The organism is Paraburkholderia sp. CNPSo 3281 (assembly GCF_024206515.1).
Taxonomy (GTDB): domain Bacteria; phylum Pseudomonadota; class Gammaproteobacteria; order Burkholderiales; family Burkholderiaceae; genus Paraburkholderia; species Paraburkholderia nodosa.
The window spans coordinates 25,839-46,291 of the sequence record NZ_JAMBPS010000015.1; the positions used below are offsets into that span (position 1 = coordinate 25,839).

A 20,453-nucleotide genomic window follows, 5' to 3' on the forward strand; every position below is an offset into this window, starting at 1 on the left:
GAGGTCGAATGTGAAACCAACGAAAGAGCCGTGAAAGTGCCGAATGCGCCATGACCGGCGCGAGACGCGCGCGGCCGGCATCCACGGATGCGGGGTGTACAACGGATGCGCCAGGCGAAGCCGGCGCGCCACGCCTATTGCATGCTCGCGCAGCCAGGCAGGCGCATCCTGGCGAGCCCCGTTGCGAGCGAGAGCACCTCGGTCATGTGCACGGCTTGCGCAGGCTGCAGACGGAACGACAATTCAGCGCCGCCGGGCAGACGAAAACTCATCACGAGATGCTGCACGTCGCCCGACTCGCGGCCGACCTCCCAGGCCTCGCAGGGCATGGTGAACTTCACGCTCGCGGTCTTGTGGCGGATGCGCTCGGAGCGGCCAATCGCGTTGGAAAGCGCAGCGAGCAGTTCATGCATCACCGAGCAATGCAGCGCGACGCTGTCCGGCTGATTGCCGTTCACCATCAGGTACTGGCCGTCCGCAGTCAGTTCGAAATCGCGCAGGGAATGAATGGCAAGAGCCGGGGACGAGGGCATGAGCGGCGCTCCGTGACAAAAGCATCGGCGGAGTCTAGTGCGCTGGGCGCGATGTGCGCGTTACCCCTGCATTACAGGGATTACTTTCATCAATATTGCGCAAGGGCCGGGTTCGGTCGTTTCGCGCGCATCCATTTGCGCGCCAGGCCAATGCCCCGCGTGCATGCAGCGGCTTTCAATCTCCTCTCTCTTGCACGCTGTCACGGTTACCTTGAAAGAATTTTTGGTAACCGTATCGGTTACGTTCGCTTTCTATCGGCAAACACCTCGACGCTCGCCTGTACCGCTAGCGCCTGTAAGGGAAAGCAAGACAAAAGATCGGTGAAGGCACTTGCGCGTTCGATGCGCGCGAGCAGCATCGCGGCCGCCTCGTTGCGCACGCAGCCGTTTCGGTCGAGAAATTGGCCCCAAAGCGAGAGCGCACGCAGGCGGGCGACCGGCTGCGCGCTCGCAATATAGGCCGCTGGAAAGATCCGCCGGTAAGCGGGCACGTTGTAGAGCCAGGACGTGCCGTGGACGAGCACGTCGCTCGCCGCACGACCGCTTTCGCGCAGTTGCCAGCGCAACTGGTCGATTAACGTCCGCAACTCGCCTTGCCGCTCGGCAAGTTGCCGGGTATCGAGCGGAGACATGCCGTTGTCGGTTTGAGCATTGAAATGCAGACGCACGCCGCCATGCGGTTCCTGCGCGTACGAGAAGCAGCCAACCGTGACGGCAACCGCAGGCGCCGCCTGATGGGTCGGGCAGCGCTGCATGTAACGCCACGTCCACTCGCACTGCTCCGCAACGCTTGCGCGCTCATCGAAACCCTCTACATAGGCGGCCCAGAGTGGGTTCGTGCGATCGAAGGTGCGCCCCGCGCCGAAGCGCACATACAGATTCGTGCAGTCGAGCAACGCCGCCGCGAGCGGCATGTCCGCCAGCCGCGCCGCCGTGCGCGCGAAACGCACCTGGAGGTCGTAAAACGCGCGTTCGGGTCTCAACGGGCCTCGTCTCCCTCGTCCACGATACAATGCGGCTGCGTCCGATCCGTCCCCCCCGCTGCCCCTATCCGACATGCAGAATTCTACCCGGGCCCACCTGTTGGGCCCGTTGCTCAAAGGCGTTTCCCGTTCGTTCTACCTCACGATGCGCGTGCTGCCCGCCGGCATGCGCGACCCCGTGGGCGAAGCCTATCTGCTCGCGCGCGCCGCCGACACCATTGCCGACACCGCGCTGATTCCGCCCGAGCGGCGCCTCGCCCTGCTGCTCGCGCTGCGCGAGCGCGTGAACGGCGCGACGAACCATGACACGCTGCTCGCCGATCTCGCGGGCGAGGTCGCGGGCCAGCAGACGCAATCGGACGAGAAGCTGCTGCTCGAATCGCTGGGCGGCGCGCTCGACGTGCTCGCGCAACTCGAAGAGGCCGACCGCCAGGCCGTGCGCGAGATCGTCACGACGCTCACCGAAGGCATGGAGTTCGATCTACGCACGTTCCCCGACGAGCGTTCGGGCCAGGTGGCCGCGCTCAACACATGGGACGAACTCGACCGCTACACGTATCTCGTGGCGGGCTGCGTCGGCGAGTTCTGGACGAAGATGACCTACATGCACTCGCCCGGCACGCTCGCGCCCTCGCTGGAACAAACCATGTACGTGCGCGGCATCCGCTTCGGCAAGGCCTTGCAGATGGTGAACGTGCTGCGGGACTGCGGCAAGGATCTGCGCATTGGCCGCTGCTATCTGCCCGCTTCGATGCTGGCCCAGGCGGGGCTCACCGCGCAGGACCTGCTGCAGCCCGGCGCCTCGGCGCGCGCACGGCCGATCATGCTCGAACTCGTGCGCATCGCGCTCGATCATTTCCGCGCGGCCATCGACTATACGTTCGCGCTGCCGCGCCTTTCGGTGCGCCTGCGGCTCGCCTGCCTGTGGCCCATTCTCATCGGCCTCGAAACGCTCGAACGCCTCGTCGACAACGACGACTGGCTCGATCCCGCGAAGACCTCGAAGGTCACGCGCAACGATGTCTATCGCATTCTTGCCTGCTCCACCGCGCTCGCGCCTTCGAATGCGCTACTCGGCGTCTGGTTCAAGCGGCTCTTCGTACGCGTCGAGGCTCGCATCAAGGGCTAAAAAATACGGTCGAAAAAAAGCGCGCTTCGCAGCGCGCCTTTCGCGACTCGAAACCAGGCGCCTCAACCTTTCCCGGCGCGATACAGCTTGATGATCGCCGAGAAGTCGAGCTTGCCGTCGCCCTGGCTGCTCATAGCCTGATAGAGCTGCTGCGCAAGCGCCCCCATGTACGCGGGCTGATGCGCGCCTTTGGCAGCGTCGGTGGCGAGACCCAGGTCCTTGAGCATGAGGTCCGTGCCGAAGCCGCCCGTGTAGCCGCGTGAAGAAGGCGCCGCCTCGATCACGCCAGGATACGGGTTGTAGGTATCCGAACTCCAGCAGCGGCCCGTGGACGTGTTCATGATGCCGCCCAGCACTTTCGGGTCGATGCCGAGCGCCTCGCCCAGCGACATCGCTTCGGCCACGCCGGCCATCGTGATGCCCAGTACGAGGTTGTTGCAGATCTTCGCCACCTGCCCCGTGCCCGTCTCGCCGCAATGGACGATATTCTTGCCCATGCCCGAGAGCACCGGCTTCACGCTCTCGTAGTGCGCGGCGCTGCCGCCCACCATGAAGGTGAGCGTGCCCGCCGCCGCGCCGCCCGTGCCGCCCGACACCGGCGCATCGACGAACGCATTCCCCTGCGCCTCGGCCAGCTTCGCGAACTCCCTGACGCTCGCGGGATCGATCGTGCTCGAATCGATGATCGTCACGCCCTTCGCGATGCCCGCCAGCACGCCGTCTTCGGCAGTGAGCACGCTGCGCACGTGCGCAGCGGCGGGCAGCATCGTGATGACACACTCCGCGCCGCTTGCCGCCGCCTTCGCCGATGCGGCCTTCTGCGCGCCGGCCTCGGCGAGCGTTTGCATCGCGCTCGCGCTCAAGTCGAACACCGCCACCGTATGTCCCGCCTTGAGCAGGTTGAGCGCCATCGGCGCGCCCATGTGGCCCAGCCCGACAAATCCGATTTTCATGAGCCGTTCTCCGTTATTGTTCAGGACTCCATGTTGATTCCGGGCCGCGCATCAGCGCAGGCTGATCGTCGTGTTCACGCCGTCGCTCACGGTCGCATCGTCGAACCAGCGCGCGGTGACCGTCTTGGTCTGCGTGTAGAACTGCACGACCTGCTTGCCGTACGGGCCCAGGTCGCCGAGCTTCGAACCGCGCGAACCCGTGAAGCTGAAATACGGCACCGGCACCGGAATCGGAATGTTGATGCCGACCTGGCCAATGTCGATCTCGCTCTGGAACTTGCGCGCCGCCGCGCCGCTCTGCGTGAAGAGGCCCACGCCGTTGCCGAACGGATTCGCGTTGACAATGGCGATCGCTTCATCGAGCGTCTTCGCCGTGAGCACCACGAGCACCGGCCCGAAGATCTCGTTCGTGTAGATGTCCATGTCGGTCTTTACGTTCGTGAACACCGTGGGGCCGACGAAGTTGCCGTTCTCATAGCCCGGCACCTTCACGTCGCGGCCATCCAGTGCGAGCGTTGCACCCTGCTTCACGCCCGAGTCGATCAGGCCGAGGATACGCGTTTTCGCGACACGCGAAACGACCGGCCCAACGTCGGTCCGGGCCTCATGGCCCGCATTGACCTTGAGCGTCTTCGCCTTTTCCACCAGTTCATCCACCCATTGCTGCGCCGCGCCCACGAACACGGCCACCGAAGTCGCCATGCAGCGCTGGCCGGCCGCGCCGAACGCCGCGCCGACCAGCGCATTGAGCGCCTGCTCGCGATTCGCATCGGGCAGCACGACAGCGTGATTCTTCGCGCCCATCATCGACTGCACGCGCTTGCCGTGCTCGCTGCCCAGACGATAAACGTGCGTACCCACGGCGGTCGAGCCGACGAACGAAATCGCCTTCACGAGTTCGTGCGTGCAGATCGCATCGACGACTTCCTTGCCGCCGTGCACGACGTTGAGCACGCCTTTCGGAATGCCCGCCTCGATGGCGAGTTCGACGAGTTGCATGGTCGAGAGCGGGTCCAGCTCCGAAGGCTTGAGCACGAACGTATTGCCGCAAACGATCGCCATCGGGAACATCCACAGCGGAATCATCGCGGGGAAGTTGAACGGCGTAATGCCGGCGCACACGCCTAGCGGCTGCTGCAGCGTATAGGTGTCCACGCCGCCCGCCACGTTCTCGGCGAAACCGCCTTGCTGCAGCGTGCCGATCGAGCAGGCATGCTCGACCACTTCGAGGCCGCGGAAAATGTCGCCCTCGGCGTCGGGCAGCGTCTTGCCCTGCTCGGCGGTGAGCGTCTGCGCGATGCGCGGCATATGCTCGCGAATCAACGCCTGTAGTTTGAGCATGATGCGCAAACGCGCGCCGAGCGGCGTGTTCTTCCACGTGGCGAATGCGGCGTGTGCGGCCTTCACGGCCTGGTCCACTTCCTCGACGGTCGCGAACGGCACGCGCGCGAGCACTTCCTGCGTGGCCGGATTGACGACGTCGCGCCATTCCTTCGTTTGCGATTCGACGAACTCGCCGTCGATGAGCAGCTTGACGGTCGAAACTTGCGCGTTGGATGCCTGGGTCACTGCGTTCATCGTGAACTCTCCCTGATGGATTCGAACGGGCCGGCCGTGGCCGGATATAGCAAAAGGTGCGGAACCAGCGACATCCTCAATCGCAGCACGCGCGCAAGCACGCTGTGCGAACGCGTACAGTCATGGCGAGCGTGCGGGGAATGGAGCTGGGCGAGGTAAAGGAGAGGCCCGCTGAACACCGGCGCGCCGGCGTGCATACCTGCGGCGCCCGCGCGGGGAACGACTGCATTGGCATCGTCTGTCTCCATCCTTGTTGTCGTGCGACCGTGTCTGTTTCAGTCGCGTTCCTCAACGAGTATAGTTATTCGAATATCCACGGCATAGAGATGAAAAAGCCCATCCGATATGCAAAAAAACACAACGAGCAGCATGGAGACACTGAACTGGGACGATCTGCGCTACTTCCTGGAAGTCGCGCGCACGCAGCGTGCGAGCGGCGCCGCGAAGCGCCTGGGCGTCGACCACACCACGGTTGCGCGCCGCGTGCGCGAGCTGGAGGCAGCGCTAGGCACTGTCCTGTTCGACAAATCGCGCTCGGGCGGCTTCGTGCTGACGACCGAAGGCCAGCGCCTGCTGGCCTACGCGGATGCCGTGGAAACCACGGTGCAATCGGCCAGCGAGCAGTTCGCGATCGGCGCGCAGTCGCTCTCGGGCCATGTGCGCGTCGGTTCGACGGAGGGCTTCGGCTGCTTCTTTCTTGCACCGCAGTTGGCGCGCTTCACGGGCCAGCATCCCGACATGTCGATCGACCTGTTGCCGGTGCCGCATTTCGTGAGCCTTTCAAAGCGCGAGGCCGACCTCGCGATCATGCTTGAGCGCCCCGAGCGCGGACAGTATGTCTACACGAAGCTATGCGACTACCGGTTGCGCCTGTACGGCACGCCGGCCTATCTCGAGCGCCACCCACGCATTCGCACGCCCGCCGACCTGCGCAATCACGCCTTCATCAGCTATGTCGCCGATCTGGCGTTCAGCCACGAACTGCTCTACCTCGAACGCACGGCGCCGAACGTGGCCGCGAACCTGTGCAGCACCAGCGTGATCGCGCAATACCATGCTGCGCTGCAAGGCAGCGCGCTCGCTATCCTGCCTTGCTTCATGGCCGAGCCCGACCCGCGCCTCGTGCCGATCCTGCCCGACGAAGTCGTGGTGACGCGACGCTTCTGGCTGTGCAGCCGCGAGGACCTGCGCAAGCTGCGGCGCATCACGTCGCTCTGGGATTATCTGCGCGCGGCCGCCGACGCCAATCGCCCGCTGATGATGGGCGAATCGCCGGAAATGCATTACGTCGAGCCGTGAGCGCAACGCGCTTTACCGCATGGCGCTTCACAGTTTCGCCAAGCCATAAAAAAGCCGCACATGCAGTCCATGAATGGGACTGCATGTGCGGCCTTCAGGAAGAAAGACACCCGCTCCGGCATCGCCGCCCGCACCTCGAAGGGCGATGGGCGCGCGCCGGCTAGCCGATGCTCAGGTCCCAACCGGGCGGATGGTCAGCGCGTTGCGCACCGACGTCACGCCTTCGACGCCCTTGGCAACATCGCCAGCGCGCTGGATCTGCGCCTGCTCGGGCACGGAGCCTTGCAGGATGACGGCGCCGTCTTTCGCACGCACGGTGATGTTGGACACACTGATGTTCCGGTCGCGTGCGAGCGCCGCACGGACCTTACGGCCGAGCGCACGGTTCGCAGCGCGTGCCTGGCGCAATGCTGCCTTCGATTGATTGACGTTGTGCTGGGCTGAGGCCGTCGGACCGCTGGTAGGGGCTTCTGCGGCTGCCGGTGCCGAAGCGTCCTGCGCGTAGACCTGGAACGAGGCCGCAACGAGTGCCGTGGCTGCGGCAAGCTTGAACATCTGAATAGCCTTCATGCAGTTTCTCCTGTTGTCAGTCTTATTGCTGGCCCAGGAATGGGCCGTTAACTACACCATTGACTACAAAACATTCACGCGCCTAACGGCGATGGGGAGTAACAATACCGCAACTATTTCATTCTTGACACGAAGCGTACCCAACATGTGATTCCACGCCACACTTCCTGCCGCTTTCCGCAGACGAATACAGTTGATTGTCCAAATAGTGAAGCCATCGCGCAAGAACGCAATTAAATCGCTTCACGCGCCCACTCTGCGGCCCATTTACCGGCGTTTCATTGCCGCTTTTAAACGCCCGGCGCGATGCCTTCAGCCATGATCCGCCCTGGTGCATGCGATATGAATACAATGACTAATCGCGTAATCCAGAGCGGGATTGAGCCGCTTTATTCAAACAGCAACGCGCATCACACAAGTAGCGTTGACAATACGGACAGCGGTTAACCCGAATACCCATTGCGCAATACGAGAGGCCGGCCGGCATCAATTGGCCAATTGCGCCTTTATCCATCGATAGAACTGCTGGATCGCCGCCTCGCGCGGATGCCCCTCGCGCCACGTGAAGTAATAGTCGAGCGAGGCCGGAATGCGGACCTGCCCCAACTGCACCAGCTCGCCGCGCTCGATGAATCCGCGCGCGAGCTGCAGGCGTGCCGTCGCCGCCCCTTGCCCGGCCACTGTCGCCTGCAGCAGCAGGCCTGCGTCGTCGAACACCGGTCCGCGCTCCGGTTCGTCGCCGGCCACGCCCGCGGCTTCGAAGAAGTCGCGCCAGGAACGGCGCGAAAAACGCAGCAGCGGCATGCTCGCGAGATCTTCCATGCGAAAGTCGGGATGGCGTGCGAGCAAGGCCGGACTGCATACCGCAACGACCTGGTCGTCCAGCAGCTTGCGGATCTGGAAGCCGGGCTCGTCGACCCGCCGATGCCAGATGCCGATGTCGAAGGGATAGGGGTCGGGCGGCGTCACGTCGGCGTGCATGCGCAGCGAGAGGTCGACCATGGGATGGCGGTCGTAGAAGTCGCCCAGGCGCGGAATCAGCCAGACCGACGCGAAATCGGACATCACGCTCAGTTCCAGACGCGTGACGCCGATCACGCCGGGGCGCGTGGCGTCGAGCGCGTCGCGCAGGTCGTCGAGACTGCGGCGCACGCGCTCGGCCAACTGTGCGCCCGCCGCCGTGGGGATCATGCGGCTGCCCGCGCGGCGGAACAGCTCGACGCCCAATTCAGTTTCGAGCGCGCGCAGGTGATGGCTCACCGCACTGTGCGTCAAATGCAATTCTTCCGCCGCGCGGCTGAAACTGCGCCGCCGCGCAGCGGCTTCAAGGGCGCGCAGCGCCTGCAAAGGGGGGAGAGATCGGGCCATGACGTCAAATTCTACTCACAATGCCGTTTGAAATCTCTCTCTGGCCTCACACACGGCAATCCCCAATAATCGACAGCCAGGCATTCAATCCGCTTTCTCCTCAACATGACCTCACTCAGACTGCGCGTATTCGCCGTATTCGCGCTCGGCTACTTCATTTCGTACCTGTTTCGCGGGGTCAATCTCGGCTTCGCGCCGTTTCTCTCGCATGAAATGGGCTTCACCGCGACCGATCTCGGCACGCTCACGAGCCTCTATTTCCTCGGCTTCGCCGGCGCGCAAATTCCGGGCGGCGTGCTGCTCGACCATTACGGCCCGCGCCGCGTCACCGCGTGCGTGATGCTCGTGGCAGCAGCGGGCGCGTTTGTCTTCGGCGTCTCGCAGAACATCGCCGCGATGATGGTGGGCCGGCTGCTGATCGGCGTGGGCGTATCGGTTTGCCTGGGCGGCGCGTTCAAGGCCACGGCGCAGCACTTTCCCGTCGCGCAGCTCACGCTCGTGAATGGCCTCGTGATGGCCGTGGGCGGCCTGGGCGGCGTGACCGTGGGCGCCCCGCTCTCGTGGCTGCTCTCGATCGCGCCCTGGCGTGCGGTGAGCCTCGGGCTCGCGGCGCTCACGGTGCTCGTGGCCGCCATCATCTGGATCGGCGGGCCGCGCACGCGCGACACCCACCACCAGGCGAACGTCCTCGAGCAGTTCAAGGGCACCGCGCACATCCTGTGCAGCCACGCGTTCTGGAAGACCGCGACGTTCTCGGGCCTCACCCAGGCCGTGTTCTACGCCATGCAGTCGCTGTGGGTCGGGGCGTTCCTGCGCGACGTCGTGCCGGCCGGCACCACCGACGTCGGTGCGCGTGCGGCCTCGCTCGTTTCCGTGCTGGGCGGCGCATTCATTGTCGGCAACATCGGCTTTGGCGCGCTTGCACGCAGCTTCGAGCGGCGCGGCGTGGGCGTCCAGCTCTTTTCCGGCGTCACGATGCTTGTTTTCGTGCTCGTGCAAGCCTTGCTCGCCGCGCGCGTGCCGCTTCCCGCGTCCTTGCTTTGGGCCGCTTACGGGGCGTTCGGCGGCACCGGCATCCTCACATATGCCGTGCTCGCCGAATATTTCCCCCCGCGCCTGATCGGCCGCGTGAACACCACTTTCACGCTCGTCATCTTCATCGGCATCTTCTTGCTGCAGATCGCGATCGGCGCCGCGCTCGCGCACTGGCCGGCACTCGACGGCCACTATCCAGCGGTCGCGCATCAGACCGTCTGGGCTGTTCTCGTCGGGCTGCAAGTGCTCTGCGCCGTGTGGTACTTCATGCCGTCGCGGCGTGCCGTTGCGCCGCGCCACGCGGTCGAAACACAATAAGGCCCGCATTCGCGCACCGTGCCCGGCGCACGGTGCGGCTTTGCGCGTCTGCTCACATCGATAGCACGAATTCTTCCTTCGGCACGGGCGCAGCTCCACTATCATGAATGCGCCCTGCCGTTCACTTTCCCCATAAAACGCAGCGCCTTTGTCGAGAAATGCAAATCTCGAATCATTGGTTGTCCTGATCGGCGTACCCGGAAAAGAATGACCCAACGGCAACGACAGCGACGCAAGCTCGCCAGTCCGCGCACCCCGTTTCGTCACCCAAATCCGACCTGCCCATGCGTTCACATCGCGTTCTGCAGTGCCTGCCGCAGTTTCTGATTTATGCAGCGCTTTCATTCATCTCCCTGCATGCCGCAGCGGAAAAGCCCGCCGTGATCCGCATCGGCGTCGCCCAGCAAGGCGCGGGCGACCCGCCCACTTTCGGCGGTTCGACCGCTGCCACGGTGCGCGGCCAGCAGTTGCTCGAAAAGGAATTCGCCGCCGACGGCATCAAGGTCGAGTGGCTCTTCTTCAAGGGCGCGGGCCCGGCGGTGAACGAGGCCATTGCCAACAATGCACTCGACTTCGCGTATCAAGGCGACTTGCCCTCGGTGCTCGCGCGCGCCAACGGTCTCAAGACCCGCATCCTGCTGGAGTCGGGCGTGCGTTCCGGTGTGAAGGTGGGTGTACCTTCCGATTCGGACATCAAATCGATCAAGGATCTCAAGGACCGGCGCGTCGCCATTTTTCGCGGCACGAACCTGCAACTCGTGGCCGACAATGCGCTCGCCGAGAACCAGCTCGACGAGCACGCGCTACGGGTGATCAACCTCGACACCGCAAGCTCGCTCGCGGCCCTCGCATCGAAAGGCATCGACGCCTCGGTAAACGACTATCACCTATACCGGCTGCGCGATCAGGGGCTCGTTCGCATCGTCTACGAATCGCAGCATGATGGCCCGCAATTGACGCGCCAGGCGCATCTGCTCGTGCTCGACGGCTTCGAGAAGGCGCACCCCGACATCGTGCAGCGCGTGGTCAATGTCTTCGTGCAAGCGGCGCAATGGTCGTCCGACGAAGCGAACCGCGACGCGCTCTTCAAGCTTTGGGCGAAGAGCGGTGTGAGCTATTCGTCCTGGCAAGCCGAATTCGGCGAGCAGCCGCTCAAGTACCGCAATTCGCCGCTGATCGATCCGTTCATCGTGGCGCGCTACAAAGCCGTCGCGCAGGACGCGCTGCGCCTGAAGCTGATTCGCCAGCCCGTGGAGGTCGAATCGTGGTTCGAGCCGCGCTATCTCGACAACGCGCTGCGCGAGCAAAAGCTCGAACACTACTGGACCCGCTACGACGCTGCCGGCAAGCCGCTTGGCTGAGCACGCGAGAGGAGCCGCATCATGACGGAAACCGCGATCACGATTGCTTCGGACACGCCGCGTGCAACAGCACCACGTATCGACGCGACAAGCGCGCGCGTGCGCTGGCGCAGCGTACTGCGCAGCTGGGCGTGGCATCTCGCGCCCTGGCTGCTGCCTGCCGTGCTTTTTCTGCTGTGGAGCGTGGGCTGCGCGCGTGGCTGGATCGCCCCGCAAATCCTGCCTGCGCCGCAGCGCGTTTATGAAACCTTCGTCGATCTCGCCCAAAGCGGCGAGCTGGCGCGCAATACGCTGATCAGCCTGCAACGCGTGCTGCTGGGTTTTGCAGGCGGCACCGTGCTCGGCCTGCTGACCGGCGGCGCGCTCGGGCTCTCTCGCACGCTCGAAGCGTGGGTGCTGCCCAGCTTCAACGCGATCGTGCAGATCCCCGTGCTTGGCTGGCTACCGTTTCTGCTGTTGCTCGTCGGGGTGGGCGAGCCGCTCAAATATTTGCTCATCGCTCACGCGGCGCTCGTGCCCGTCACGCTCAGCACCATGCAGGGCTTTCGGCAAACACCCGCCGCGCTCGACGAAGTCGCGCGCGTATTCGCCTATACCCGCTGGCAACGTATCGTGTGGCTCGTGCTGCCCGCCGCGGTTCCGACGCTCGCAACCGGCGTGCGCCTCGCCTTCACGAAGGCGTGGCTCGCGCTCGTCGTAGTCGAGCTCGTGGCGTCGTCGGAAGGGCTCGGCTATCTGATCGTGTATGGCCGCCAGCTCTTTCAGCTCGATCTCGTGATGGCGTCAGTGGTCGTGGTGGGTGCGGTCGGCCTCGTCATCAATCGTCTGCTCGATGTGTTGGAGCGGCGTTTGCGCCGCGGCACGCCTTCGGCGTTTCGCGGCTGATGATGCTTGATTGCCGCCATTCACGACAGAGGACAATTCGCCATGAAAATATCGCTTGCACGAGAGTCCGCGCGTTCCGATTGCGCCTGTGAAGCGGCCACCAAAGCCAGGCCGCGACGAAGTGTCGATTTACGTGGCGCCGCCCTGCCCCTCGTGGCCATCGCGCTGTGGTGGGCCTTGAGCGCCTCGCATCTCGTGAAGAGCGGCCTGCTCGTGAGTCCCGGCGATGTGATGCGCGCCGCTTACGAACAGATCGAGAGCGGTGCGTTGGTCCGCGCGCTTTCGGCGTCGCTGGTACGCGAAGCCTGTGGTTTCGCCATTGGCGCAACGGCGGGGTTCCTGCTGGGCGGCGCGCTGGGCCTCTCGCGCATCGCGGCACGCGTCGTGGGGCCGAGCTTCGACACGTTCAAGCAGATCTCGCTGTTCGCGTGGATTCCGCTTATCTCCGTGTGGTTCGGTCTCGGCGACGCCGCCAAGGTCGTCTTCCTTTCGCTCGCGGCGCTGCTCCCGGTTGCCGCCCATACGTGTGACGGCATTCACGCCGTGCCGCGTAAATACGTCGAACTCGCGCAGGCGTTGCGCTATTCGCGCCTGCAGCTTATCCGCCATGTCCTGTTGCCGGCCGCGCTGCCCTCCATTTTTACGGGCCTTTATCTCGCGCTCATCTATTCATGGCTCGCCACGCTCGGTGCGGAGTATCTGCTCGTTGCGGGCAGCGGCATCGGCAATCTTCTGATCGACGGCAGCGAGCAGTTCCGCATGGACCTCGTGCTGTTCGGCATCATCGTCGTGGGCGCGATCGGCTGGGCGCTCAATGCGCTCGCACGGCGAGTGGAGCGAACGGTGCTGGCGCGGTTGCACATCAACATCCAATGATCCGGACTACCAATCAACAGAACCTGGGAGAAAAGCCGATGAGCGTCACTGAACCCGCGGGACTCGACATTCTGCACGTGAGCAAGCGTTACGGCGCGGGCGAGTCCGCGCTCGTCGTGCTCGACGACGTGACGCTGCATGTACGCCCCGGCGAATTCGTGAGCGTGCTCGGCGCGAGCGGATGCGGCAAATCCACGCTGTTGCGTCTGATCGCCGGCCTCGACGCGGGCTACAACGGCGCAATCATGATGCGCGGCGAACGTATTGGCGACACTTCGCTCGAGCGCGGCATCGTGTTCCAGGATCATCGGCTGTTTCCCTGGCTCACCACCGAACAGAACATCCTGGCGGCACTGCGCAACGCCCCGCTGTCGGCACGCGACAAGCACGCGGCGGTGGCTGAGCACATCGCACTCGTGGGCCTAGCGGGCTTCGAGCGAGCGTATCCGCATCAGCTCTCGGGCGGCATGGCGCAGCGCGTGGCGATCGCGCGCGGCCTCGTCAATCGCCCGCGCGTGCTGCTGCTGGACGAACCCTTTGGCGCGCTCGACGCCCTCACGCGCGGCCGTCTGCAAGACGAATTGCTGCGCATCTGGGAACGCGAACGCATCACGATGATCCTCGTCACGCACGATGTCGACGAGGCGATCTACCTGGGCGACCGCGTCGTGACGATGGCCCCGCGACCCGGCCGCATCCGTCGCATCGTCGACGTGGCATCGCCGCGCCCGCGCGAACGCACGGATCCGCGCTTCGTGCGACTGCGCGACGAGATTCTCTCCGACTTCTCAGACGCAGCGACACCGCCCGGCGACACGCTGTTACCCGATACCGACACCCTCGCCCAACCTTCAGGTCAATGGCGCATGGCGTGGTAAGCGCATCGACCGACTGGTCAGTCGCGTCTCATCCCTCCTCATGATCCCGACACCACCGGCGACACCCCGGATGGGCCAACGACGCTCGGCGTGAGAAAATCTGTTTTCGAACGAAAACGCGCGACACGTCAGCGCCCTCGCCGCAGCCCGCTTTCCCGTACTTAGCTGTCTTTTCGGCCGGTTTATCGACATATCCCGCCGGTTGGACGATTGAGTACCGGGAAAACAGCTGTCCTTCGCAAGGTGGCGCGAAGTTTTCCGAGCCGCAAGGGGTCGGCTCAGCGTAAACTCCCGCTGTTGCCATTCGATAGTGTCGATTCATGATAAAGAGAGAAACATCCATGCCAGACAACACCCACTCGCACGACGGTCACTCCGATTCGTGCGGCTGCGACCTGTTACACCTGCTCGACGGCGTGGACGAATTCACTCATCACGTTTTCCCGGGCAACAAGGAGCTGTTCCACAGCCTCGCCCACAGCCAGGCGCCGCACACGCTCTTCATCACCTGCGCCGACTCGCGCGTTTCGCCGGAAATGATCACGCAGGCCAAACCCGGTGATCTGTTCGTTTGCCGCAACATCGGCAATATCGTGCCGGCGTATGGCGAAATGCTCGGCGGCGTTTCAGCCGTCGTGGAATTCGCGGTGCTCGCGCTCAATGTGAAGCAGATCGTGCTGTGCGGCCACACCGATTGCGGCGCGATGAAGGGGCTCGCCTCGGGCGCGGAAGCCACTGCCGACATGCCCACCGTGCAGGCATGGCTGCGCAACGCGGAAGCCGCGCGCAGCGTGGTCAAGACCCGCGGTCTGGACGACGACCAGGTCGTTCAGGCGCTCGTGGAAGAAAACGTCCGCCTGCAACTCACGCACCTGCGCACGCACCCCGCCGTGGCGGCGCGCGTGGCCCAGGGCCAGCTCGAACTGCAGGGCTGGGTCTATGACATCGGCCACGGCAAAGTCACCGTGCTGGACGAAGCACACGGCAAGTTCCTCTCGCTCGGCGAAGCGCGCGCGCGCCTGCGCAAGCGCGTCGAGGAATAATGGCCGGGCGCTGACGCGCTCACGCCTTCACGCTGGCTTGCAGGCCAGCGCCGGGGCGGCGATTCACGCCGCCCCATTTCCCATTCATTCCGCATAATTTGAAGTGCGTCCACGCCGCATTTCGGGCCTTGCCGCGCGATTTTCTCAATCTATGCAATAATTCTTCTCGAATTAGGGGTTTACCCTAGACCAAAACCCGACTACACTCTGGCCCGTACTACATGCGGCGCCCTGCCGCACAAGAAGGAAAAATCCGGAGGTTGGTCGCTATGCAGCAAGTTGCCCCGCCGTCGCATCACCTGTCTCATTCCGGCTTCAACCGCACTACCGGCGCATTGCGTCGTCCCACGCTTCGCTAGTTCAGCGCGCGTGTCCTGCCGCCGCGCACGCGCCGCTGCAGGCGAACTTGAAAGGCCCACTCCGCGTCATCGCCGTTTTCATGCCGCCGCTCGCATCGCGGCAAACGGCGCGCGCCCTTGCGCGTATGGACGCCCGGTAATGGGCTTCGCACCCGTCACGGGCCGAGCGCCCGGTTACCGAAGGAGAAGCATCCATGGAGTCCGCGCAGAACCGTCAGTCGAAAGTCGAAGTGAAGTTGTTCCTGCACCCGGAAGATCATTACCGCGCAATGGCCGCCGCGAAGACCCTCAATCTCGCGGAGCGCGAGTTCTTCGCGCTGGCGCTGCATCTGGGCGCGACCCAGATCCTGCGCCAGACCGAAGCGGCTTGATCGAGCATCACCGAGCGACGAAACCTGTCACACCGGCGACGGGTTGAGCTCGGCGAACCCCTCCTGATGCCAGTAGGGGTACACAGGCCGCACCGCGCTCGCGGCGTCGAGTTTCGCCACCTGCCCGGGCGTGAGGTTCCAGCCGACCGCGCCCAGGTTCTGGCGCAACTGCGCCTCGTCGCGCGCGCCGATCAGCACCGTCGCGACCGTCGGCCGTTGCAGCAGCCAGTTCAGCGCGATCTGCGGCACGGTCTTGCCGGTTTCCTTCGCGATCTCATCGATAGCGTCGAGCACGCGAAAGAGGGACTCGTCCGGCACCGGCGGACCCTGCTCTGCCGTCTTGTGCAGACGGCTCTTCTCCGGCAGCGGCTGGCCGCGCCGGATCTTGCCCGTCAAACGCCCCCAGCCGAGCGGACTCCACACCACCGCGCCCACGCCCTGGTCGAGCCCGAGCGGCATCAGCTCCCACTCGTAGTCGCGGCCGATCAGCGAGTAGTACGTCTGGTTCGCGACGTAACGCGGATAGCCGTAGCGATCGGCCACGGCCAGCGATTTCATCAGGTGCCAGCCCGAGAAGTTCGACACGCCCGTGTAGAGAATCTTGCCTGCGCGCACGAGTTCGTCGAGCGTGGACAGCACCTCTTCGGCCGGTGTGTGCGCATCGAAACCATGCAACTGGAACAGGTCGATATGGTCGGTCTGCAGACGCTTGAGCGCCGCGTCCACCGCGCGCTTCAGGTGGAAGCGCGACGAGCCCACGTTATTGGGTTCGTCGTCGAAGCGGAAGGTCGCCTTGGTCGAGATGATCGCCTTGTCGCGGCGCCCCTTGAGCGCTTCGCCGAGCACCGACTCCGACGCGCCGCTCGAATAGATGTCGGCCGTGTCGAACATCGTCACACCGGCGTCGAGGCAAATGTCGATGAGCTTGCGCGCTTCGGCGACATCGGTTGCGCCCCAGGCCTCGAAGAACTCGCCTTTGCCGCCGAACGTGCCGGTGCCGAAGCTCAGCACCGGCACCTTCATTCCGGACGCACCCAGAAAACGGTATTCCATTTCCGATCCTCCACTAATCAAGGGGTTGACGATGAGATGCCGACAGCGGACGAGTCTACGCGCTTCGATTCGGGCTTGCCGCGAAGGTCTCACGGCGCCGCCGACCGCCGCGCGGCTGTACAGATGCTTTTGCGTATTGGAAACTGTCGCCTTTCGCCGCGGGCTTTCTGCTTCACTATCCGGTCCGCAATGCTCCGATCGGCAATAACTCCGCTGCCCGCCCATGCTCCATACCAAGATCACATTGATTCCTCTCTACCGCGTGGAGGCGCAATGACCGCTCCTGCGCAACGCTCCTCCGGCGTCGGCTGGCTGCCGTACCTCGTCGCCGCCACATTCTTCATGGAGTACCTCGACACGACCGTGATCGCCACAGCGCTGCCGCAAATGGCGCGCTCGTTCGGCATCGGCCCGAATAGCCTGAGTCTTGGCGTGACCGCCTATATGCTCGCGCTCGCCATCTTCATTCCGGCCAGCGGCTGGGTGGCGGACCGCTGCGGCGCGCGCACCGTGTTCTTCAGCGCCGTGGTCACGTTCACGGTGGCGTCGGTGCTGTGCGGCATCTCGCAGAACGTCGACGAGTTCGTGGCCGCGCGCATTCTGCAAGGCATTGGCGGCGCGATGATGGTGCCGGTCGGGCGCATGGTCGTCGTGCGCAGCACCGAGAAAAGCAAGCTCATGCAGGCAATCTCGACGATCACCTGGCCCGCCATCGCCGCGCCCGTGGTGGGACCGCCCATCGGCGGTTTCATCACGACGTATGCGTCGTGGCGCTGGATCTTTCTGCTGAACGTGCCGTTCGGCATTGCCGTGCTCGCGGCCATCGCCGCCATCGTGCCGAACCTGCGCGGCGAACAGCGCCGGCCGCTCGACGTGGCGGGCCTCGTGCTGAGCGGCGCCGCGCTCACCGCCATCCTTTACGGCGCGGAACTCGCGAGCCAGGCCGGCCAGAATCCGTGGCGCGCGGTGGCGCTCGTGGCGGCGGGCGTCGCGATCGGGGTCGTCGCGTTCGTCCATGCGAAACGGCATCCGCACCCGCTCGTCGATGTTTCCACGCTGAAAATTCCGACGTTTTCCGTCACGATCGTGACCGGCTCGATCACGCGCATCGGCATCGGCGCGGCGCCGTATCTGATGCCGCTGATGTTCCAGATCGGCTTCGGTCTCTCGGCGTTCAAGTCCGGCCTGCTGCTGCTCGTGAGCGCGCTCGGCAATCTCGGCATGAAGGCGCTCACGACGCGCATTCTCGAACGCTGGGGCTTCCGGCTCGTTTCCGTCGTCGACGTCAGCGTCGCGGGTGTGTCGTTGATCGCGTGTGGCCTGCTCACGCCCGGCACGCCACTCGCCATCGTGTTGATCGTCGTGTTCGTCTACGGCATGGCGCGCTCGATGCAGTTTTCCACCCTCGCCACGCTGGCCTACGCCGACGTCGCGCAGCCGCAGATGAGCGCGGCCAGCACGCTCTGGAGCGCCGCGGCGCAGATGACCATTGGCCTTGGCATTGCATTCGGCGCGCTCGCACTGCGCGTGGCCGCGAACGTGAACGGCGAAACCACGGGCCATGTGTTCACGCTCGACGACTTCCGGCTCGCCTTTCTCGGGGCCGGCGTGCTCACGCTGATTTCGGTGTGGGGTTATGCGCAGATGGCGCGCGACGCGGGACAGAACGTGGGCGGCGGCTCGCGCCGGCAGCGCGCGTAGGCAACGCCGCGCGCCTGGCGACGCGCGGCAAAACTACCGTTATTTGGAAAGGCTTGCCCGCACGGTGTATTCCGCTTCCTCGCCCGCTTCGAGTTCATCGGCATGGGCATGCGCCGCGTGGAACTCATTGGACAGCGGCTCGACCGGATAACCGTGGCGCTCCCAGGCGTCGAGCCCGCCCTTGAGCGCGTGCGCGTGATAGATGTGCTTGTTGCGCAGTTGATCGACGATGCGCTTGGCCGTCGCCTCGTTCGGGCACACGCAGTACACGACGATTGGACGCCCAATCAGTTCGGGCGAGAGTTCTTCGCTCGATTCGAGATTCAGCGGCCGCGCGCCGGGAATCCGGTAGGCCTCCTTCTCGCGCACGGTTTGCGGACGCGCGTCGAGCACGATGGGCGGCGCGCTCGACCTCATCATCTCGTCGAGTTGATCGGGCGAAATGCGGTGCGTCGCCAGCCAGTGGCGGAACTGCATGCGCCGCAGCCAGCGCCAGGCGAGGAACAGCACGCCCGCCACGGCAAGCACGTCGAAGATCGTCATGCCGTTCGCGCGCACGAACGCCGCGAACCGCACGATTTCCGCATGCAGCGCCGCGCCGCCGAGCAGCCAGGTGCCCGCCCACAACGCTGCGCCAACCGTGTCCCACAGCAGGAAGACGTGCACCGCCACCGTCGTCGTGCCGAGCAGGGGCGCGGAAATCAGGCCGAGCCCCGGCACGAACTTCGCCACCGCGAGAATCGGCGCGCCGTAGCGCTCGAATACGTTGCGCGCGATGCGGATCGTCGTGTCCAGCGACAGCGAAAAGCGCACGAGCCCGTTGAGCAGACGCCGCCCGCGCTTGCGGCCCGCGGCGAACCACAGCGAATCCGCGAGCAGCGTGGCGATCACGGCCGCCGCCAGTAGGCTCCCGTAGGATGTCTCGCCGCTGGCCGCCATCGTGCCCGCGAGAATCAACACCGGCGCGGCCGGCAGGGGCACGCCCAGTTGCGTGACGAGTACGCTGAGAAAGACCGCTCCGGCGCCGAAATCGGGTGGAATCGCGGTGGGGAGCGTCAACATTTCGAGATAACCTGCGCGCGGGGATGTTCAGGTAAGGAAACATGGCGCGAATACCGCGCCGGCCGAGGGTGGAGATTACCCCAACGTGCCATTCCTTGCTCTCGTTGACGCAGCCTTCGCGGCGGCATCGCGCGGCGATCCGGCCCCGCTGCTGGCGCTTTCGCGCTGGTGCGAAACGGTGCTAATCTCGTAAAAGTTGCTTTTTCCAGCCGTTTTCCGTTAAGAAACATGCGTTACTGGCATCTCGATCGACCGAGGCAGGGAGGTCAATTCGACCTCTCGCGCGTCACCAGCCTCGTTTCGGCCATCGGCCGCGACGACGCCAATGCGCTCGCCGCCGAAGTGCTGAACATGCTCGGCCCGGCGACTTCGGTCACGCAGTGCACCGTGTTCGCCTACGAATTCGGCAACCGGCCACGCACGGTTTCCGTGGCCGATCATCGCGGCGGGCGCTTTCTGCGCGACGTCGCCGATACCTACGCGCGCCTTTTCTACGCGCTCGACGGCAACCAGCAGATCGTCAGCGGCGGCTCGGCCGACAAGCCCGGCTCGTCGCTCGTGCTGCACTGGCAAAGCAGCGCGGACATCGCGCACGACGGTTACCGCACCGCGTGTTACGCCACGCCCAACGTGTCCGACCGGCTCTCGCTGCTGCTGCAACCGGCCGCCGATATCTGGCTCTCCGTGAACCTGTACCGCGAAAGCGACGCCGGCAATTTTCAGCCGGGCGAAGTGGAGCTGGTCGAATCGCTCGCGCCGTTGATCGGCGAGTCGGCGCGGCATCACTACACGATTCGCGGCCAGAGCCAGCTCGGCATTCCTCAGATGATGCTCGCGCGCCTGCGCGGACTCTGCCCCACGCTTTCCAAACGCGAACTCGACGCCCTGCGCGGCGTGCTCGAAGGACGCAGCGCGGTTGAAATCGCCGAGTGCATGGGCGTGAAGCCCAGCAGTGTGGTGACGTATCAGAAACGGGCGTATCAGCGGCTGGGCATTTCGAGCCAGCGGCAGCTTTTTGCGCTTTGTCTGGCGACGGATCAGGGCTAAACACCCGCTGCAAGCGCGCGAAGAAGTAGGCGTGCGCAACACCCGCTCATC

General features: G+C 64.7%; 19 protein-coding genes. 11 read left to right on the forward strand and 8 right to left on the reverse strand.

Annotated features, from left to right (window positions below):
• Nucleotides 1-134: 134 nt before the first annotated feature.
• Complete coding sequence (locus M3I56_RS17100; RefSeq protein ID WP_254354994.1) at nucleotides 135-533, reverse strand: hypothetical protein; 399 nt, start codon at nucleotides 531-533, stop codon at nucleotides 135-137.
• 239 nt (nucleotides 534-772) lie between these two features.
• The gene (locus tag M3I56_RS17105; protein ID WP_254354995.1) at nucleotides 773-1,516 is read right to left on the reverse strand and encodes a hypothetical protein; all 744 of its coding nucleotides are present in this window, start codon (nucleotides 1,514-1,516) and stop codon (nucleotides 773-775) included.
• A gap of 73 nt (nucleotides 1,517-1,589) precedes the next feature.
• Between M3I56_RS17105 and M3I56_RS17110 the strand changes: the two genes are divergently transcribed.
• Nucleotides 1,590-2,645: a phytoene/squalene synthase family protein gene (locus tag M3I56_RS17110; RefSeq protein WP_254354996.1), complete on the forward strand. Its 1,056-nt coding sequence runs from the start codon at nucleotides 1,590-1,592 to the stop codon at nucleotides 2,643-2,645.
• 62 nt (nucleotides 2,646-2,707) lie between these two features.
• On the opposite strand, the gene mmsB is transcribed toward M3I56_RS17110, so the two are convergent.
• Both mmsB and M3I56_RS17120 read right to left on the reverse strand, forming a co-directional pair.
• Complete coding sequence (mmsB, locus tag M3I56_RS17115) at nucleotides 2,708-3,598, reverse strand: 3-hydroxyisobutyrate dehydrogenase (protein WP_254354997.1); 891 nt, start codon at nucleotides 3,596-3,598, stop codon at nucleotides 2,708-2,710.
• A gap of 51 nt (nucleotides 3,599-3,649) precedes the next feature.
• A complete protein-coding gene (locus tag M3I56_RS17120) occupies nucleotides 3,650-5,176 on the reverse strand; it encodes a CoA-acylating methylmalonate-semialdehyde dehydrogenase (protein WP_254354998.1) in 1,527 nt (508 codons plus the stop codon).
• A gap of 345 nt (nucleotides 5,177-5,521) precedes the next feature.
• Between M3I56_RS17120 and M3I56_RS17125 the strand changes: the two genes are divergently transcribed.
• The gene (locus M3I56_RS17125) at nucleotides 5,522-6,475 is read left to right on the forward strand and encodes a LysR family transcriptional regulator (protein ID WP_254354999.1); all 954 of its coding nucleotides are present in this window, start codon (nucleotides 5,522-5,524) and stop codon (nucleotides 6,473-6,475) included.
• A 171-nt stretch (nucleotides 6,476-6,646) separates the two neighbouring features.
• On the opposite strand, the gene M3I56_RS17130 is transcribed toward M3I56_RS17125, so the two are convergent.
• Nucleotides 6,647-7,045: a BON domain-containing protein gene (locus M3I56_RS17130; RefSeq protein WP_254355000.1), complete on the reverse strand. Its 399-nt coding sequence runs from the start codon at nucleotides 7,043-7,045 to the stop codon at nucleotides 6,647-6,649.
• 486 nt (nucleotides 7,046-7,531) lie between these two features.
• Nucleotides 7,532-8,413: a LysR substrate-binding domain-containing protein gene (locus tag M3I56_RS17135; RefSeq protein WP_254355001.1), complete on the reverse strand. Its 882-nt coding sequence runs from the start codon at nucleotides 8,411-8,413 to the stop codon at nucleotides 7,532-7,534.
• 105 nt (nucleotides 8,414-8,518) lie between these two features.
• Here M3I56_RS17135 and M3I56_RS17140 point away from each other — a divergent pair, with 105 nt between their 5' ends.
• The 7 genes from M3I56_RS17140 (at nucleotide 8,519) to M3I56_RS17170 (ending at nucleotide 15,539) form a co-directional block, all read left to right on the forward strand.
• Complete coding sequence (locus M3I56_RS17140; protein WP_254355002.1) at nucleotides 8,519-9,766, forward strand: MFS transporter; 1,248 nt, start codon at nucleotides 8,519-8,521, stop codon at nucleotides 9,764-9,766.
• A 284-nt stretch (nucleotides 9,767-10,050) separates the two neighbouring features.
• Complete coding sequence (locus tag M3I56_RS17145) at nucleotides 10,051-11,127, forward strand: ABC transporter substrate-binding protein (RefSeq protein WP_254355003.1); 1,077 nt, start codon at nucleotides 10,051-10,053, stop codon at nucleotides 11,125-11,127.
• A gap of 21 nt (nucleotides 11,128-11,148) precedes the next feature.
• A complete protein-coding gene (locus M3I56_RS17150; protein WP_254355004.1) occupies nucleotides 11,149-12,012 on the forward strand; it encodes an ABC transporter permease in 864 nt (287 codons plus the stop codon).
• Between the two features lie 42 nt (nucleotides 12,013-12,054).
• Nucleotides 12,055-12,888 (forward strand): ABC transporter permease, encoded by an 834-nt coding sequence (locus M3I56_RS17155; RefSeq protein ID WP_254355005.1) that lies wholly within the window; start codon nucleotides 12,055-12,057, stop codon nucleotides 12,886-12,888.
• 38 nt (nucleotides 12,889-12,926) lie between these two features.
• Complete coding sequence (locus M3I56_RS17160; RefSeq protein ID WP_254355006.1) at nucleotides 12,927-13,766, forward strand: ABC transporter ATP-binding protein; 840 nt, start codon at nucleotides 12,927-12,929, stop codon at nucleotides 13,764-13,766.
• 341 nt (nucleotides 13,767-14,107) lie between these two features.
• A complete protein-coding gene (locus M3I56_RS17165) occupies nucleotides 14,108-14,809 on the forward strand; it encodes a carbonic anhydrase (RefSeq protein ID WP_254355007.1) in 702 nt (233 codons plus the stop codon).
• A gap of 553 nt (nucleotides 14,810-15,362) precedes the next feature.
• Complete coding sequence (locus M3I56_RS17170; protein ID WP_154677984.1) at nucleotides 15,363-15,539, forward strand: hypothetical protein; 177 nt, start codon at nucleotides 15,363-15,365, stop codon at nucleotides 15,537-15,539.
• 27 nt (nucleotides 15,540-15,566) lie between these two features.
• On the opposite strand, the gene M3I56_RS17175 is transcribed toward M3I56_RS17170, so the two are convergent.
• Complete coding sequence (locus tag M3I56_RS17175; RefSeq protein WP_254355008.1) at nucleotides 15,567-16,592, reverse strand: aldo/keto reductase; 1,026 nt, start codon at nucleotides 16,590-16,592, stop codon at nucleotides 15,567-15,569.
• A 273-nt stretch (nucleotides 16,593-16,865) separates the two neighbouring features.
• Between M3I56_RS17175 and M3I56_RS17180 the strand changes: the two genes are divergently transcribed.
• Nucleotides 16,866-18,293: a DHA2 family efflux MFS transporter permease subunit gene (locus tag M3I56_RS17180; RefSeq protein ID WP_254355009.1), complete on the forward strand. Its 1,428-nt coding sequence runs from the start codon at nucleotides 16,866-16,868 to the stop codon at nucleotides 18,291-18,293.
• Between the two features lie 39 nt (nucleotides 18,294-18,332).
• Here the strand turns inward: M3I56_RS17180 and M3I56_RS17185 are convergent, their stop codons facing one another.
• On the reverse strand, nucleotides 18,333-19,355 hold the full coding sequence (locus M3I56_RS17185) for a VTT domain-containing protein (RefSeq protein ID WP_254355010.1): 1,023 nt from the start codon (nucleotides 19,353-19,355) through the stop codon (nucleotides 18,333-18,335).
• A gap of 228 nt (nucleotides 19,356-19,583) precedes the next feature.
• Here M3I56_RS17185 and M3I56_RS17190 point away from each other — a divergent pair, with 228 nt between their 5' ends.
• On the forward strand, nucleotides 19,584-20,402 hold the full coding sequence (locus M3I56_RS17190) for a LuxR C-terminal-related transcriptional regulator (protein ID WP_254355011.1): 819 nt from the start codon (nucleotides 19,584-19,586) through the stop codon (nucleotides 20,400-20,402).
• Nucleotides 20,403-20,453: the final 51 nt, after the last annotated feature.

Bases quoted from the DNA above. Each gene is read 5' to 3' on its own strand.
- M3I56_RS17100 (WP_254354994.1), bottom strand. From the start codon at position 533: ATGCCCTCGTCCCCGGCTCTTGCCATTCATTCCCTGCGCGATTTCGAA.
- M3I56_RS17110 (WP_254354996.1), top strand. From the start codon at position 1,590: ATGCAGAATTCTACCCGGGCCCACCTGTTGGGCCCGTTGCTCAAAGGC.
- mmsB (WP_254354997.1), bottom strand. From the start codon at position 3,598: ATGAAAATCGGATTTGTCGGGCTGGGCCACATGGGCGCGCCGATGGCG.
- M3I56_RS17120 (WP_254354998.1), bottom strand. From the start codon at position 5,176: ATGAACGCAGTGACCCAGGCATCCAACGCGCAAGTTTCGACCGTCAAG.
- M3I56_RS17125 (WP_254354999.1), top strand. From the start codon at position 5,522: ATGCAAAAAAACACAACGAGCAGCATGGAGACACTGAACTGGGACGAT.
- M3I56_RS17130 (WP_254355000.1), bottom strand. From the start codon at position 7,045: ATGAAGGCTATTCAGATGTTCAAGCTTGCCGCAGCCACGGCACTCGTT.
- M3I56_RS17135 (WP_254355001.1), bottom strand. From the start codon at position 8,413: ATGGCCCGATCTCTCCCCCCTTTGCAGGCGCTGCGCGCCCTTGAAGCC.
- M3I56_RS17140 (WP_254355002.1), top strand. From the start codon at position 8,519: ATGACCTCACTCAGACTGCGCGTATTCGCCGTATTCGCGCTCGGCTAC.
- M3I56_RS17145 (WP_254355003.1), top strand. From the start codon at position 10,051: ATGCGTTCACATCGCGTTCTGCAGTGCCTGCCGCAGTTTCTGATTTAT.
- M3I56_RS17150 (WP_254355004.1), top strand. From the start codon at position 11,149: ATGACGGAAACCGCGATCACGATTGCTTCGGACACGCCGCGTGCAACA.
- M3I56_RS17155 (WP_254355005.1), top strand. From the start codon at position 12,055: ATGAAAATATCGCTTGCACGAGAGTCCGCGCGTTCCGATTGCGCCTGT.
- M3I56_RS17160 (WP_254355006.1), top strand. From the start codon at position 12,927: ATGAGCGTCACTGAACCCGCGGGACTCGACATTCTGCACGTGAGCAAG.
- M3I56_RS17165 (WP_254355007.1), top strand. From the start codon at position 14,108: ATGCCAGACAACACCCACTCGCACGACGGTCACTCCGATTCGTGCGGC.
- M3I56_RS17170 (WP_154677984.1), top strand. From the start codon at position 15,363: ATGGAGTCCGCGCAGAACCGTCAGTCGAAAGTCGAAGTGAAGTTGTTC.
- M3I56_RS17175 (WP_254355008.1), bottom strand. From the start codon at position 16,592: ATGGAATACCGTTTTCTGGGTGCGTCCGGAATGAAGGTGCCGGTGCTG.
- M3I56_RS17180 (WP_254355009.1), top strand. From the start codon at position 16,866: ATGACCGCTCCTGCGCAACGCTCCTCCGGCGTCGGCTGGCTGCCGTAC.
- M3I56_RS17185 (WP_254355010.1), bottom strand. From the start codon at position 19,355: ATGTTGACGCTCCCCACCGCGATTCCACCCGATTTCGGCGCCGGAGCG.
- M3I56_RS17190 (WP_254355011.1), top strand. From the start codon at position 19,584: ATGCGTTACTGGCATCTCGATCGACCGAGGCAGGGAGGTCAATTCGAC.